The sequence below is a fragment of the Aminobacterium sp. MB27-C1 genome (assembly GCF_030908405.1).
Classification (GTDB): Bacteria; Synergistota; Synergistia; order Synergistales; family Aminobacteriaceae; genus Aminobacterium.
On record NZ_CP133089.1, the window covers coordinates 567,953 to 583,093 of the forward strand.

Sequence of the window (15,141 nt, forward strand, 5' to 3'; positions counted from 1 at the left end):
AAGTATGGGCCGAACTTTTACTAAAGCAGCCCTGGTGTTTGCTGTGTTTTGTGCATGTATAGCGGGAATGTTCCTATTACAGTCTCCGGCAACGGCCTCCACTGAAATCAATATTCGGAGACTTGTTCAGGAAGCCCCCGATTTTTCTCTCTACGGAAACGCACAGGGAATAGTATGGCTGAAAGAGTATCATTATACACTGCTTGCCGATGGAAGCATGCAGACAGACGTCACATGGGCTATCCTTGTAAAGGAAACCATTGATGAGTCATGGCAGAATTGGTCTCTTATTGTTCCCGAAGGAGGGAACATTTCCATCGAAAAAGCCGAAGTATACGATCCCGCCTCAGCTATGTTATTAACTAAAGCTGACATAACAACTACAGAATCTGAGGGACGGACTTTCTACCGTGTTAAATTTCCGGCACGGGATGAAGTTCTTTGGGTTCTTTCGTACAGGATTACTTCCCCTCGAAAATTAGGTGTGGACGGATACGTAAAAACAGGAATATCTTTGCCTCAATGGGAGCAGAAGATTACTGTAGATGTTCCTTCAGGTTCTTCTTTTACATGGCTTTCAAGTGAGAATGAAGCACCAAGTCTCGAGAAAAAAATGGGTCGCGACAGATACGAATGGCATATTGTCAATCGCCCCGTATGGAGAGATACTTCTCTTTTGAGTTCTTTCGAACCTTTTATAGCTTTTAGCCTTCAGCAGGGGAAAATTCCTTTTTATAAACTCTTGCAGTCTACAGAAGACGTTGTTGTTCCAGAGGCACCAGATAGTGTCATTTCAATGGGACGTGGAGCTAATCGTGTAAAAGCAGGAGAAGATATTATTCAGTTTGTCAAAAATCACCCATCTTTCCAAGATAAAGCTGCTCATAATGTAGTCCGATCGAAAATTCCAAGTGACGGGCCGTGGTCTGAATGGGAAAAAGCGCTAATTCTTTGTAAGTGGTTGCCTTTGGCAGGTTGGCAAGTTAATCTAAAGTGGATTACCCCTACGGAAATTACTGAAGAGACTCCCATTACAAGGGGACTTCTTCTCAAACCGGTTGTTGAGGCAAATATCCCTGGGGGTGGCCGTGTCTACTTTGATGTAGAACAAGGTCTCTCTTTAGGCGAAACACCTCCATCACTTTGGGGAAATAGAGTTTACGGACTTGTGAATAAAGAAATTGTATCTGACGTTATTCAAGGTGGAGGTGCAGCAGACCACCGACTTTCTCTTAGATGGGACCTTGATTTGGAGGAGTCAGGTTTTTTGGTGGGAAAACTTTCCTTTTTTGTAAGAAATGGGTGGACAGGGCTCTTTTTCTCAGGGAAAACGCCTACCCTTGAAGAAGCGGCTTCTGTTCTATCTAGCTGCACTGGGTTACAACTTGATAGTAGTAAAGGAGAAATCAAGCAGCTTAAATATGGTTTTGAGATACGGTTCCCCGTACGAATGCTTGGAGCCATTACGGGTTCTGAAGGTCACCAGATGCTCGTAAAACTTCCTGTTTTTGTCCCGGCATGTTTGCGAGAACTTTCTTCGGTACGTCCGCCGTATTCACTACGTTTTCCTTTTGCTGTCGAGGCTGAATATGAGCTGAGTTTGCCATCATCAATGAATGTACTCACACTTCCAAGTACGTCTGATAGAGATATGGGTAAAGTAAAGTATTATGAAGATATGACATATAGAAAGAAAAAACATGTTATTCGTGGTAGCGCCAGAGTTGTTGTCTCTTCTGATCGTATAGACGGGGCATTAGCTTCAGCACTGAACGAGTCTCTTCGTCGTTTTGCTGATTTTAATGCCAAGACATTGGCCCTGCGCGCCAAATAAGATTTTTAGAGATTTCCGGAGGTGTAAGAATGGCTGATGTACTCGTAACTCTTCGCCAACTTCTTAATGATTCCATACGATCAATGGCGGAGGAGCAAAACATTCAACTTGAAAATCTTCCTGACTTTGTGATAGAGAAGCCAAAAAATGAAGATCATGGTGACTGGGCAACAAACGCAGCTATGCAATTGGCTCGCATATTTCACAATAGCCCGAGAAAATTGGCAGAACAAATAGTAGATCGTCTTGCTGATTGCGATTATTTTACTTCTGTTGAAATTGCCGGACCGGGGTTTATTAACTTCAGGTTGTCTCAGAAATGGATGGGCGAGGTCTTAGAAGAAATACTTACGCTTAAAGATCAATACGGTCGTCAGAATGTGGGGCAGGGCGAAAAAGTTCAGGTTGAGTTTGTAAGTGCAAATCCTACAGGACCTCTTCATGTGGGACATGGACGGGGTGCCGCTGTTGGTGACATTATCGCTAAGATAATGGATTTTGCAGGGTGGAATGTTCAGAAAGAGTACTACATCAATGATGCCGGCTTGCAGATGAAAATATTGGGCACATCTACTCAATCACGTTACTTTGAACTTCTTGGTCATAAAGATCGCGCCCCATTCCCGGAAGATGCGTATAAAGGTGAATACATTTACGATTTAGCCCAAGAAATTATTGATAAGGAAGGCGATCGTTTTCTTTCCTTGCCTTTAGAAGAGAGCATGGAGTTTTTCCAAACTTATGCTGCAGGACATATTTTAGAGGGTATAAAAAAAGATCTTGCAGATTTCGGCGTTCATTTTGACGTATGGTTCTCCGAAAAGAGCCTTTATGAACGAAATTTGGTGCCGGAAGCCATGGATACTCTAAGGAAACATGGCTATGCTTACGAGCAGGACGGAGCGCTCTGGTTCAAAGCGACAGCCTTTGGGGATGAAAAAGATAGGGTTCTCATTCGCAATAATGGCGTGCCAACATATTTTGCATCAGATATTACGTACCATATGGAGAAGTTTGGCAGAGGTTTTGAACGAGTTATCGATATATGGGGAGCGGATCATCATGGGTATGTTCCCCGTATGAAAGCGGGAGTAGAAGCCTTAGGGAAGGATAGGGAGAGTTTAGAGGTCGTTCTGATTCAGTTCGTCAACCTTTTGCGAGGTGGCGAACAGGTTGCAATGTCAACTCGTTCTGGGCAATTCGTAACGTTAAGAGACGTTATCAATGAAGTAGGAGTTGATGCAACCCGCTACTTCTTCGTTATGCGCCGAAGTGACAGTCACCTTGATTTTGATCTTGAGCTGGCGAAGCAATCTTCCAATGAAAATCCCGTTTATTATGTTCAATATGCTCACGCTCGAATTTGCAGTGTTTTAAAAGAAGCTGAAAACCGTCAAATAAAGCTGTACGGACTTGAAGCTTTAAACACAGAACTTTTGACTTCCGATGAAGAGAAGAAGCTGGTGAACCGTTTATCCCTCTTCCCTCAGGAGGTTCGGAGAGCAGCTATAGATCGTGCTCCTCATGTTATTGTAAATTATGCCTATGATTTGGCGTCTGACTTCCATTCCTTCTATAACGCCAATCGTATTCTTGGGGAGCGCCCAGATGTTATGAATGTTCGGCTTTTACTTGTCTTAGCATCAAAATACGTTCTTTCTCGTTCTCTGAGCCTGCTTGGCTTAAACGCTCCAGAAAGGATGTAGACATTTGCCGCGGTTACGGTGGGTTCTTCTGGCTATTGTTTTATCTCTCATTGCGGCTATCATGGGAACTGCCTATATCGTGGAATTACGAGAGGTTCATCGCTTGTCTGCATTGGTAGATAAGCGAATGGCTCTTTTAATGCAGAAGAGCCAGATCATTCAGGAATACAAAGAAAAAATTGAATTTTATAAAACGCCGGAGGGAATGGCGCATTTAGCGAGAGACCAATATAATCTGGTTTTCCCCGGTGAGAAAATTTATAAAATTGTAGTAACGTCGGATGATATATTGCCCGAGAAGAAACAGTAGCGTATAATACACGGGCATGTGTCCCTGTCCCTTTATTAATAAAAGGGACCAATTAGACCAAAGGGAGGAGGTGAGTTGCGTGCGACCGTACGAATTGATGGTTCTTGTTAATGCCGACCTTGAAGATCCCAAAGAGGAGATTGCAAAGGTAGAAGAGGTCGTGCGAAACCTCGGTGGAGAGCTTTCGAAAACTGACATATGGGGAAAAAGAAAGCTAGCATATCCAGTTAACGAACACACCGATGGTTTTTATGCCGTTTTGACCTTCAAGCTCGTTTCAGACGAAGTAACTGAGCTTGAACGTTTACTGAGTCTTCGACAGAATGTATACCGGCATATGATCGTCCGTCTTGACGAAGAATAAGGAGGAGATCTTTTGGCCAGGGGATTCAATAAAGTCATACTCATGGGGAACTTGTCCCGAGACCCAGAAATACGATACACAGCTTCCAAGCAAGCAGTAGCGCGGTTGAATGTAGCCGTTGATCGCCAGTGGAAGGGGCGAAATGGTGAGATTCAAAACCAGGTCGACTTTATTCCTATCGTTGTATGGGGAAGCCAGGCTGAAAACTGCGAGCGGTATCTTAGAAAGGGTCGTCCTGTTCTTGTTGAGGGACGTCTCCAGGTACGGAGCTACGAAGACAAGTCTGGCGAACGCCGTTGGGTGACGGAAGTAGTTGCTTCTTCGGTTGTCTTCTTAGGTAGTGCCCCTCGAGATGACGATAACAAAGGAAACCACTCTAGTAGCGGAAGCGATGACTTTGGTAGCATCCGTGACAGAGGTTTCGATGGAGAAGAGTTCCCTCTGGATATCTCCGAAATGGGAGAGACTGATTCCGGAGATGATGAAGCAGATATTCCGTTTTAGGGAGGAGGAACATCAATGGCTGTAAGTGGTGGCGCTTCAAAGGGCGGAAACAGAGGTCCGAGAAGAGGCGGCAAGAGACGGCCAAAGGTTTGTTTTTACTGTGTCGACAAAATTGATCACGTTGACTATAAAGATGTAGAACGCCTGCGGAAGTACGTAAGTGAACGGGGCAAGATTATGCCAAGACGTGTTACCGGAAATTGCGCAAAGCATCAGCGTCAGCTGACAATAGCGATTAAAAGAGCTCGTTTTATGGCACTTCTGCCCTACGCCTTAGATTAAACGGCAAAATAGAGACTTTTCCAAGGGGGGTAGCTGCGGCTTCTCCCCTTGTTTTTTCGGCACAACTAGTGCATGAAAGGATGTTTGTGTGTGACACCGACGAGAAGCCTCGTAGAATCATCCCTTCTTGTAGGGTTGGCTGTGGTCCTTTTTTTGGCCGCACAGTTTCTACCGGTTGTGGGGATTGGTTTTTCCTTTCTTTGTCCGGCTCCTCTGGTGGTAATGGGTCTAAGACATGATTTTAAGAAAGCTCTGCTGGGTGTTGCTGTAGCGACAGGGCTTGTCATGATCTTCATGGGACCTCTGGGAGCACTCTTTTTCCTCCTTGGTTTTGGCGTATTGGGAGTAGGTCTTGGCCAATTGGCAAAGCGCCTTCATCGAGGAGTGGAAATCCTTCTCTATGGCATACTCCTTTCTCTGGGAAGTAAATTGCTTCTTATGGTGATAGCGAGTAAAGTTATGGGAGTAAATCCTTTTTCTGTTGATCCTGTAGAGATTGAGAGTATGTTGAATAAAGTATTTGCTTTTTATGCGGGAAAAGGGTTATCGCAAGAAACTATCGAATCGATGAAGCAGCAGATGATGATGACCTTGAAAATTATCCCTCTCGTTTTCCCGGCTTTGCTGACTCTTGCTGCATCAGTGGATTGCTATTTGAGTTATGTTATTAGCGGGGCAGTAATCCGACGTATCGGGAGTGGCACTCTTCCTCCGTTGCCTTCTTTTTCAAACTGGAGATTCCCCAAAAGCATTTTCTGGGCTCTTCTTGTCTCCATACTGTTTTCCATGTTAGGAATGCAACAAGGGGAAGCAAGTCTTATGTTTCGTATGGGAATGAATCTAAAACTTTTGATTAATATTCTTTTTTTACTCCAGGGACTGTCCGTCATCTGGTATTATTTTTCATTGAAGGGTTTGGGATCTTTTGTGAGATGGGTTGCTGTTATTTTAGTTCTCTTTGTTCCCTTCCTTTCAACAATTGCATTGATTCTTGGTGTATCTGATATGTGGTTTGATTTCAGGTCACGAATCAGGAGGTAATAGCAATGAAGGTGATCTTGAAAGAAGATGTTTCGAAACTTGGTCGTAAGGGAGACCTTGTTGAGGCCTCCGATGGATATGTTCGTAACTATCTTATCCCTCGAGGTTTAGCAGATGAAGCTACTCCTGCTAAAATAAAAGAGTGGCAGAAAGAAAAGAAGACTCAAGAGAAAAAGGAAGAAAAACTTTTGGCTGAAGCCGAAGAGAAATGCCGTTGGTTGCAGGGGAAAAGAATCGTTGTAAAGGCGAGTGCCGGCGATAGCGGAAAACTTTTTGGCAGTGTTACTAATGCTCATGTAGAAGAGGCATTAAAGAAACAACTGGATGTGTCTATTGACAAGAAAGATATCAAATTGGATGAGAACATCCGAAATACAGGAGAGTATTCCTTTACTGTAAAGCTCTATTCAGGAGTAGAAGCTCGTATGACAGTTAAAGTCGAGGCTGAATAGTTGTGACTGAGACCATTTATGACAGAGTGCCTCCAGCGAGTCCGGAGGCTGAGCGTGCTGTGTTGGGGGCTTGTCTCGTTGACAGAGAAGCCCTCAATACGGTAATAGAGATTTTAACTCCAGAAGATTTTTATGATTTGACTCATCGTGAAGCTTACGATGTGGTTTGTGACATGGCGCAGCGAAATAAGCCTGTCGACGCTTTGACATTCCTTGAAGAAATTAATCGCCGTGAACTTGATAAAAAAATTGGTGGGCAGCCCTTTATAGCAGGACTTGTCAATGGGGTTACGACGACGGCTAATGCGGAATATTATGCTCTTATTGTTAAAGATAAGGCAATACATCGGCGTCTTATTTCTGCGGGTAATAAGATCGTGCGTCTTGGTTATTCTGAGGAATTGGAAGTAGACGAGATCCTTGAAGAATCTGAAAAAGCAGTTTTTGAAATTGCTCAAAAGAGGAATAGAACGAATTTCAGACCAATATCTGATGTTTTAGGCAAGACATTCCAGATTATTGAAGAGCAATATCGTAAGTCAGATCAGGACGTAACAGGTTTCTGCACTGGTTTTTATCAGTTTGACAGAATAACGGGAGGATTCCAGCCGGGAAGTTTGAATATTATTGCGGCTCGTCCGTCTATGGGTAAGACAGCCTTGGCTTTGAACATGGCGCAGTATGGTGGTGTCGATCGTCATGATCCTGTATTGATCTTTAGCCTTGAAATGAGCGCTGAACAGCTTGTTCAGAGAATGCTTGGTTCTGAAGCCAAGGTCAATATTCATGATATACGTAACGGGTCGTTTGCAGAAAATGATTGGGATAAACTTGCGGATGCTGCTGGACGGCTATCTCAAGCTCCCATCTTTATTGACGATAGTTCAATGCTCTCTACTCTTGAGTTTAGAGCCAGAGCGCGACGTTTTAAATCCCGTTTTGAAAATTTGGGACTTATCGTTGTCGACTACTTGCAGCTTATGAGTTTCGCAAGGCGAATTGATAGCAAACAGCAGGAAGTTGCTGAAATATCACGAGCTTTAAAAGGAGTGGCACGAGAGCTTGATGTCCCAGTTGTTGCCCTTTCTCAGCTTTCACGAGCTGTTGAGCAACGAAACGATAAAATGCCTCAATTGTCAGATCTTCGAGATAGTGGAGCAATAGAACAGGATGCAGACTTGGTTATGCTTTTATATCGTCCCGGTTATTATGATACGGCAGCTGCTCCAGAAGAAGAAGATAATAGGGCTGTTATTCGTATAGCGAAGCATCGTAATGGACCTACAGGAGATGTCGATCTTGTCTTCTTGAGGGAATATACGAGGTTTGTAAATGCTGAAAGAGGATATATGTAAGGTCCTTCTTTCAGGGAGATTGACTATATATGGAGGAACGATATGGCAGGCATGATGAATTTTCTTCGAAATGAATCATTGCTGCACGGGATGAAAAATGAGACGGCTAACGATCAAAAGCGGCGATTATGTGATTTGCCTATAGATCAGATACGACCGAATCCCCTTCAGCCGCGGCAATATTTCGATGAAGATGATCTGCAAGAACTAGCTACGTCTATTGCAGAACTCGGAGTAATACAGCCTGTGGTCGTTTGCCAGGTAGAGAATGGTTATGAACTCATAGTGGGGGAGCGACGTCTTCGAGCCGCTAAACGAGCCGGACTTTCTGTAATCCCGGCAATCATAACGGAAGTAACGCCGACAGACCAACAGGTTATTGCTCTCGTAGAAAATATTCATAGAAGTAATCTTTCTTCAATAGAAGAAGCTCGATGTCTACAGGATATCTTGCAACGTACAGGCTGGAACCAATCGTATCTTGCACAGCGCCTTGGACGTTCTCAGTCTGCTATTGCAAATAAACTTCGTCTTCTTAAATTAGAAGATGATGTGCAGACTATGGTTCTTGAGGGAGAGTTGGGGGAACGTCAAGCGAGAGCTCTCGTTGCTCTTGAAGGAGACGTTCAAAAAGAATGGGCACAGCGTATCGTCGATGAAAAAATTCCTGCAAAAGATGTAGAAAAGCTTGTTCGTCAGGAATCGTCTAAAACAGATATGCTTAAAAGTAATAGAACAACTCAGGGAAAGAAACAGAAGGGATTAAGTTTTGCCGGACCAGAAGGGCCGACAGGAGAGCTTCTTAAAGATTTGGCTTTATTGGTGGAGCAAAGCCGCCGGCGAGGAATTCCTGTTGTCTGGAAAGTTAAGGAGCTCGCTCAGCGGCAGCTTATTGTTGAAATAGCTGTAGATTTGAAAGAACAAATTGTGAATGATGAAGAAAAGGCTTTGTCCCATGAAAGCAAGTAACAATATTGAATCGTTTTTTGCATCTCAAAGCCCCTCATTTTTAATGGAGGGCTTTTTATTTTGTTGTTTTGGAATGGTTCTAATCTTTCCAAATATGATCTTTTCAGGTGATTATTGGTATCAGACGTTACATTTGATGAAATGGTTTTTTGCTTTTGTCCCCATAGCTATGATGGTTATGGTTTTATGGATCTATTCATTTCGGAGTCATATTTCTTTTACAATAGATTTTTTTTCGATATTATGGTTTATTTTTCTACTCTATATGGCGATACAACCAGTCTTCATTGAAATATCTTCCATCCCTTCTTTTATAAGGGGCTATGTTTTTTTTGCTAGCCTCTTTGCTCTTTATTGCTTAACTCTAAACTTTTTTAAGGAAACGATGCTCTCTTTTATATTATGGGGGAGTAGTATCGCCGGCGTTCTCAGTGTCTTTTTTGCTGAGTTGCAGTTGCTTGGAATAAATGGGGTTTTCCCCTTTATTCTCAACACTCCTGGACACTATATTGCCAATACTGGGCAGCAGAATATGTTCGGCATATGGCTTGCTCTATGTGCTCTCAATACCATGTTTCTTTACATAAAGAAAAAATCTTTTAACTCAGGAATCATTGCCCTTTTCTTGTTAGCAATTATTGAATGGGGTCTTTGGAATACAACGAGTCGTTCTGCTATTTTCGGAATGGCAGCGGGGATTTTTTTCATGTTGATTATGGCTCTTCGGACGCAGACGAAAGAGACACTCAAAAGGACTTTTGCTGTAGTTTTTATTTTCCTCCTCGTCATGGCTGGAATTGTGGAAATTAACAAGGGGCGCATAGGAACGCTGAAGGATAAATTTAAAGATATCCTTGACCATCCTACGTCTGTAGCCAAGCGAGATAGCATTTGGCTCACGTCATGGACCATGTTTCGCTCAACCCCCGTTTCAGGAGTAGGCCTTGGCCAATACAAATGGCACTATCTTGAAGCCCAAAGAGAAATGAGGCATTTGCGTCCGGAAAAAACATGGCAATTTACGTACTGGGCGCACAATGAATATCTGCAATGGATATGCGAAACAGGCGTTATTGGGGGAGGCTGGCTTCTTCTTTTAGCAAGTTGGTGGTTATGGAATTTCACAAGACTTTTATTGAGAAAACGATCCCTCTCTTATGAGGCGTTCTGGGGAATATCTATTTTGGCGCTTATATTAGGAACAGCTCTGTGGACGCGGCCTTTCCATCGTATCGAGGATGCAGTGTGGATATCTGTTGCTTTCGGAGTTGCCAATAGGGAAATTTTCCTTTTTCAGCCTCTTCTTTCCTTCTCTGAAAAGGGACAAAAAATTTTATTTACCTTCGCGGGAATGTGTGTATTGTCGGCGCTCCTCTTTTTCGGACATGGCCTTTATGGCGATCGTCTCGTCAGTCTTTCTCTTGATAGCGAGAGTGCTGAAAACAAAAAAAATTATCTGGAAAAAGCCGCAACATCCCTTATGGTGCAAGATATAGCAGAAAAAAAATTAGCTTACTATTATTTGAACTTAGGTGAGAATCATGAAAATCCCGAATTAGTTGCTATTGGTCTCAATCGCCTTTACAACGTTTTTAAGCAACAACCTCACAGTAGGGAGCTTTCAGTTCTTCTCGATTGGGGGAAAAAGCTAGAAAACAAAACTCTAATTCAGGAAATGTCATCTTTTATTCAGTAAACACTATGGGGCAGAGAAAATATTTTCTCTGCCCCATAGTATTATTAATCGTTTTATGGAATGTACAGTAAATCCCTATATGTAGGATAGGGCCATACGCTAGCTGCCGTAATGGATTCAGCTGCGTCACACATGCCTCGAATAGCTTCATAGAGAGGCAATCCTTCTTCTGTGAGAACCTGAGCCTGTTTCTCAAGCGGCATTTCTTGAATAGACTGACGCAAATTGTCCAGACGTTCGATAGATGTTAGAAGCCCGCTCTTAAGTGATCCTAGGCGTTCTACGAATTTAAACCATGGTTGTGTATCGATAGCTCCCTTTCCTTCAAAAGAAGAGAGGGATTGTCCTTCTAGAACAATTTGTTTCGTCAAAGCTGGTAAAATACCTTCCCAGACCATGGAGTGAAGAATGCCCATCTCGATTTCAACAGTTTTTACGTATTGCTCAAGTCGTATTTCATAATATGCAGATGTCTCTCTATCTGTCATAACATGTAAATCAGACAAAAGCTGGCGATGCTCAGGAACAAGATAGAGGGCAAGAGCTTCCGGGGTACTGTTTGCAATAGTCAAGCCCCGTCTTTTTGCTTCATCGTGCCATTCCTGACTATATGCGTTTCCTTCGAAGCGAACATTTTTACTTTCCTGAGCTGCGTAACGAATAGCTTCAAGGGCTGCATCTACAACGTCCCCACCGCCAAGTCGGGACTCTATCATTGAGCATATCTGATCTAATCCCCACGCCCAGATACTCAAGATCATGGTAAGAGGTCCGGCTATGGATTGAGATGCACCAGGTGCACGGAATTCAAACTTGTTACCTGTGAAGGCTAATGGAGCAGTTCTGTTTCTATCTGTATTATCTACGCTGACTTCTGGTAGACGTGTTAGGCCGAGATCGATGAGACTCTTCCCGGGGAAAGATTCGGGAAGTCCTTGCTCGATTCTCTCAAGAATAGCAGATAGCGTATCTCCCAGATAGACACTCATAATTGCAGGAGGAGCTTCATTTCCTCCAAGTCGGTGCATATTCCCTGGAGATGCAATGGAGGCGCGAAGAAGGGGGCTATACTTTGAAAGCCCAAGGAGCAGCGCTGATAGGAACGTCAAAAACTGAATGTTCTTTCTCTGGTTTGATGAAGGTTTCAATACATTCTTACCTTCACTATCCTGTATTGAGAAGTTAATGTGTTTTCCACTTCCGTTGAGACTGGCAAAAGGCTTTTCGTGAAGCAAAAGCATGAGATCGTGGCGACGAGCCATTTTGCGCATAGTTTCCATAATAAGCTGGTTCTGATCGCATGCCAGGTTGGCTTCAGCGAACTGTGGTGCAAATTCGAACTGGCAGGGGGCAACCTCATTATGTCGAGTTGTAATGACAACACCCAGCCGATACAGATCTCGTTCGACATCTTCCATATATGCAAGAACTCGTGGAGGAATGGCACCAAAATAGTGATCTTCCATCTGTTGTCCTTTAGGAGGTTGACAACCAATAATAGTACGTCCGCAGAATTGAAGATCGGGACGTTTACGTGCACCAGCTCCGTCGACAAGGAAAAATTCCTGCTCAGCTCCTACTGTTACCTTAGCCCAACGGACACCGCGGTTTCCAAAGAGTTTTAAAAGACGAAGGGCTCGGCTTTCCACGGCATCGAGCGATTTCATCAGAGGTGTTTTGAGGTCTAATGGAGTTCCGTCGTAGGAGATGAAGACAGATGGAATACAGAGAGTACCTCCCTTTCGGCTCGTAACAATAAAAGCAGGACTTGTTGGGTCCCATGCGCTATATCCGCGTGCTTCAAAAGTAGAGCGAATGCCACCTGATGGGAAAGAAGAGGCGTCTGGCTCACTTTGTACCAGTTCTTTTCCTTTAAAAGACTCCATGGGCAGTCCGTTTTCGTCGGCAGTGAGGAACGCCATATGCTTTTCTGCCGTAAGTTCTGTTCGAGGATGAAACCAATGTGTGTAATGAGTAGCCCCTTTTGAAAGAGCCCATTCTTTCATTGCGGCTGCTACCATATCGGCAATACTTGCGTCAAGTTTCTGACCGCCTTCAATAGAAGCAATGAGAGCATCGTATACATCTCTCGGTAGTCGTTCTCGCATAGCTCGTCGATCGAAAACATACATGCCGAAAATATCACGTGGTTTATCGTACGCCATCTTAATCTCCTCTCCCTTTCTAATGTGGATATAGAATAAAAAACGATGCTGTTTTATAGCACTTAAAAAATAAAGAGTCAATAGCTTTTTGCAAATTTAATGTTATAAGTATGGGTTTAATGTGCAAATTGCATTTAAAAAGTTGTTTTATGCACATTCAATTCTAAAGCGAAGCATTTTTTATGCAGTTTTGCATGTATATGTATTTGGGGATGACAAAATATATCAAAACTGGGTATTTCGTCTCTTTTCTTGTGAGATGCAACAAATGCGAAGTCTTGTAAATATAGTGTAAAATCAAAATAACGTCACTTTTATAGAGAGAGGAGCGAATGGCTCAATGCTTCTTAAGAAAGAGTTTATTTTCGATGCGGCTCATAATCTTGTGCACTATAAGGGGAAATGCGAAAACCTTCATGGGCATACCTACCGCATGGTTATTGTTATAGAAGGAACTCCAGATCATGAGGGAATGGTCGTTGATTTTTGCGAAGTCTCTTCAATAGTAAAGGAAAAAGTTGTTTCTCGTCTTGACCATGCTTATATTAACGATATTATTCCTCAGCCTTCAGCGGAAAATATTGCTGTCTGGGTCTGGAAAGAGATAGAACAGTTTTTCAAACGTCCACATTCTCATCTCTACGCTGTAGAAATTTGGGAAACCGCAACCAGCGGAGTTATTGTCAGAAAGGAAGACATCTATGCGTGATGTTCAAAACGAGAGAGATTCAAGAAAGGTTGCCATTGACCTCGTAGGGGTACGAAATGTTTCTTATCCTATAGTTGTTCTTGACAGAGAACAGAACGAACAGCAGACTGTAGCTCAGATTTCGATGGCGGTCTCCCTGCCTCATCACTACAGGGGAACACACATGAGTCGTTTTATCGAAGTGCTTGAAGAGATACAAGGCAAAATTACCTTATCCCGAATGGAGCAAATTACAGAACACCTTCGCCAGGTTCTGGAAGCCGATCGGGCGGAGATAACCTTTCAATTTCCCTATTTTATCCGCCGTTATGCTCCTGTAACAAAAATTCCGAGCTATTCCCGATATGATGTTACTTTTTGGACTCAAAAAGAGGAAAACTTCGACCTGATAACTACTGTTTCGGTGCCAGTTCAAACGTTATGTCCATGTTCAAAGGAAATTTCGGATGTTGGAGCTCATAATCAAAGAGCTCGGATAGATATTTCTGTCCGTATGAAAAATTTCGTATGGATAGAGGAACTTGTAGAAATAGCTGAGCGATGTGGTTCTGCACCTCTTTACACATTATTGAAACGGGAAGATGAAAAATATGTTACTGAACAAGCGTATAATAACGCTAAATTTGTGGAGGATGTTTTACGTGATACAGCGTTGGAACTCGACACGGAAGAACGCATTTCATGGTACAGAGTGCGAGTTGTAAGCTCAGAAAGTATACATAATCACGATGCTTTCGCGGAATTAGAGCGGCACGTATCTTCTTAGGGGGGATAGTATGAACATACTCTTTGGTGGCAAGGCTTTTTTACGTTTATGGGATGTGCTTTCTCCGGCTTTCCAAGAGCATTCTTTAGATGTTGCCGAAGACGAAGAGATACCTTCCAAACTCCCATGGGCAGATATTTTTGTTATACGCCCCATGACTATAGATAAGGATATTCTCAAGTATGGAGCAAAACTTAAATTGGTTCAGCAGTGGGGTGTTGGTGTAGAGGGGTTAAACGTTGAAGATTGTACTGAAGCAGGCGTTTATGCATGTAATATTCCTTCGCGGGGAACAGGTAATGCAGAAGGTGTTGCAGAGATAGCCATTCTTCATATGATGCTGCTGGCAAGACGATATCACAGGGCGAAAGAAAAACTTCAGGAAGGCAAGGTGTTCACACCTCCGGGAGTCACTCTTTGGGGAAAACGAGCTTGTGTCATCGGACTTGGAAACTTGGGGCACTGTGTTGTTGAGCGGTTAAAAGGCCTTGGAATGAGCGTTACTGGGGTTAATAGAACGCACCGGGAAGAATTTTCCCAATGGGGAGTTGATACCTTTTATTCCCTGGCTGAAATGGAAAAAGCATTGGCAGGTTGCCGCTTTGTTATTTTGGCGTTGGCTTTGACCCCAGAGACATATCATTCAATAGCAGAACCTTTCTTTCAGTCGATGGATAGGGACGCTTTCTTTATTAATGTGGCTCGCGGGGATATTGTTGTGCGTGAAGCCTTTGATAAAGCTCTTCAAAACAAATGGATTGCAGGCGCAGGTTTCGACGTTTTTTGGAAAGAGCCGCCTGAAATTACTGACCCTATATTGAATCACCCTCTTGTAACGACAACCCCTCATATTGGAGGGGTCACTGATGCTTCTTTGAATGGTGCTATTGACTTTATTGTAAAAAATGTTCAGAGGGTGGCCCTTGGAGAAGAGCCCTATTCTTGCTTGAATAGCAGGGATCTTCAAAGAAAGAAGACACTCTAATCG

15 protein-coding genes are annotated in these 15,141 nt (G+C 43.2%); 14 read left to right on the plus strand and 1 reads right to left on the minus strand.

The window, feature by feature from the left end; translation table 11 throughout:
• Positions 1-4 precede the first annotated feature (4 nt).
• From RBH88_RS02735 to RBH88_RS02785, 11 genes are all read left to right on the plus strand, one after another.
• Positions 5-1,834, plus strand: coding sequence for a hypothetical protein (locus RBH88_RS02735; protein ID WP_213690825.1), 1,830 nt, complete (start codon positions 5-7; stop codon positions 1,832-1,834).
• 29 nt (positions 1,835-1,863) lie between these two features.
• Positions 1,864-3,540, plus strand: coding sequence for an arginine--tRNA ligase (gene argS, locus RBH88_RS02740; RefSeq protein WP_213690826.1), 1,677 nt, complete (start codon positions 1,864-1,866; stop codon positions 3,538-3,540).
• A 4-nt stretch (positions 3,541-3,544) separates the two neighbouring features.
• Entirely contained in the window at positions 3,545-3,850 is a 306-nt protein-coding gene (locus tag RBH88_RS02745; protein WP_213690827.1) for a septum formation initiator, read from the plus strand.
• 79 nt (positions 3,851-3,929) lie between these two features.
• Complete coding sequence (gene rpsF / locus RBH88_RS02750) at positions 3,930-4,214, plus strand: 30S ribosomal protein S6 (protein WP_213690828.1); 285 nt, start codon at positions 3,930-3,932, stop codon at positions 4,212-4,214.
• Between the two features lie 12 nt (positions 4,215-4,226).
• The gene (locus tag RBH88_RS02755) at positions 4,227-4,718 is read left to right on the plus strand and encodes a single-stranded DNA-binding protein (protein ID WP_213690829.1); all 492 of its coding nucleotides are present in this window, start codon (positions 4,227-4,229) and stop codon (positions 4,716-4,718) included.
• Between the two features lie 15 nt (positions 4,719-4,733).
• Complete coding sequence (gene rpsR, locus RBH88_RS02760) at positions 4,734-5,000, plus strand: 30S ribosomal protein S18 (protein ID WP_213690830.1); 267 nt, start codon at positions 4,734-4,736, stop codon at positions 4,998-5,000.
• A 90-nt stretch (positions 5,001-5,090) separates the two neighbouring features.
• The gene (locus RBH88_RS02765) at positions 5,091-6,041 is read left to right on the plus strand and encodes a YybS family protein (protein ID WP_213690831.1); all 951 of its coding nucleotides are present in this window, start codon (positions 5,091-5,093) and stop codon (positions 6,039-6,041) included.
• Positions 6,042-6,046: 5 nt separating this feature from the next.
• Positions 6,047-6,493, plus strand: coding sequence for a 50S ribosomal protein L9 (rplI, locus tag RBH88_RS02770; RefSeq protein WP_213690832.1), 447 nt, complete (start codon positions 6,047-6,049; stop codon positions 6,491-6,493).
• Between the two features lie 2 nt (positions 6,494-6,495).
• Complete coding sequence (dnaB, locus tag RBH88_RS02775) at positions 6,496-7,848, plus strand: replicative DNA helicase (RefSeq protein WP_213690833.1); 1,353 nt, start codon at positions 6,496-6,498, stop codon at positions 7,846-7,848.
• A 42-nt stretch (positions 7,849-7,890) separates the two neighbouring features.
• The gene (locus RBH88_RS02780) at positions 7,891-8,817 is read left to right on the plus strand and encodes a ParB/RepB/Spo0J family partition protein (RefSeq protein ID WP_213690834.1); all 927 of its coding nucleotides are present in this window, start codon (positions 7,891-7,893) and stop codon (positions 8,815-8,817) included.
• Positions 8,804-10,513: an O-antigen ligase gene (locus RBH88_RS02785; protein ID WP_213690835.1), complete on the plus strand. Its 1,710-nt coding sequence runs from the start codon at positions 8,804-8,806 to the stop codon at positions 10,511-10,513. Before RBH88_RS02780 ends, RBH88_RS02785 begins: the two co-directional genes overlap by 14 nt.
• Positions 10,514-10,566: 53 nt before the next feature.
• Here the strand turns inward: RBH88_RS02785 and RBH88_RS02790 are convergent, their stop codons facing one another.
• Positions 10,567-12,678, minus strand: coding sequence for a glutamine synthetase III (locus RBH88_RS02790; RefSeq protein ID WP_213690836.1), 2,112 nt, complete (start codon positions 12,676-12,678; stop codon positions 10,567-10,569).
• Positions 12,679-13,018: 340 nt separating this feature from the next.
• On the opposite strand from RBH88_RS02790, the gene queD reads away from it, so the two are divergent.
• Genes queD through RBH88_RS02805 form a run of 3 tightly spaced genes read left to right on the plus strand, consistent with a single transcriptional unit; the run spans position 13,019 to position 15,138 of the window.
• Positions 13,019-13,387 (plus strand): 6-carboxytetrahydropterin synthase QueD, encoded by a 369-nt coding sequence (gene queD / locus RBH88_RS02795; RefSeq protein ID WP_307879845.1) that lies wholly within the window; start codon positions 13,019-13,021, stop codon positions 13,385-13,387.
• Entirely contained in the window at positions 13,380-14,153 is a 774-nt protein-coding gene (gene folE2 / locus RBH88_RS02800) for a GTP cyclohydrolase FolE2 (RefSeq protein WP_213690838.1), read from the plus strand. Before queD ends, folE2 begins: the two co-directional genes overlap by 8 nt.
• A 10-nt stretch (positions 14,154-14,163) precedes the next feature.
• Positions 14,164-15,138, plus strand: a complete 975-nt coding sequence (locus tag RBH88_RS02805; protein ID WP_307879846.1) for a 2-hydroxyacid dehydrogenase — start codon at positions 14,164-14,166, stop codon at positions 15,136-15,138.
• Positions 15,139-15,141: the final 3 nt, after the last annotated feature.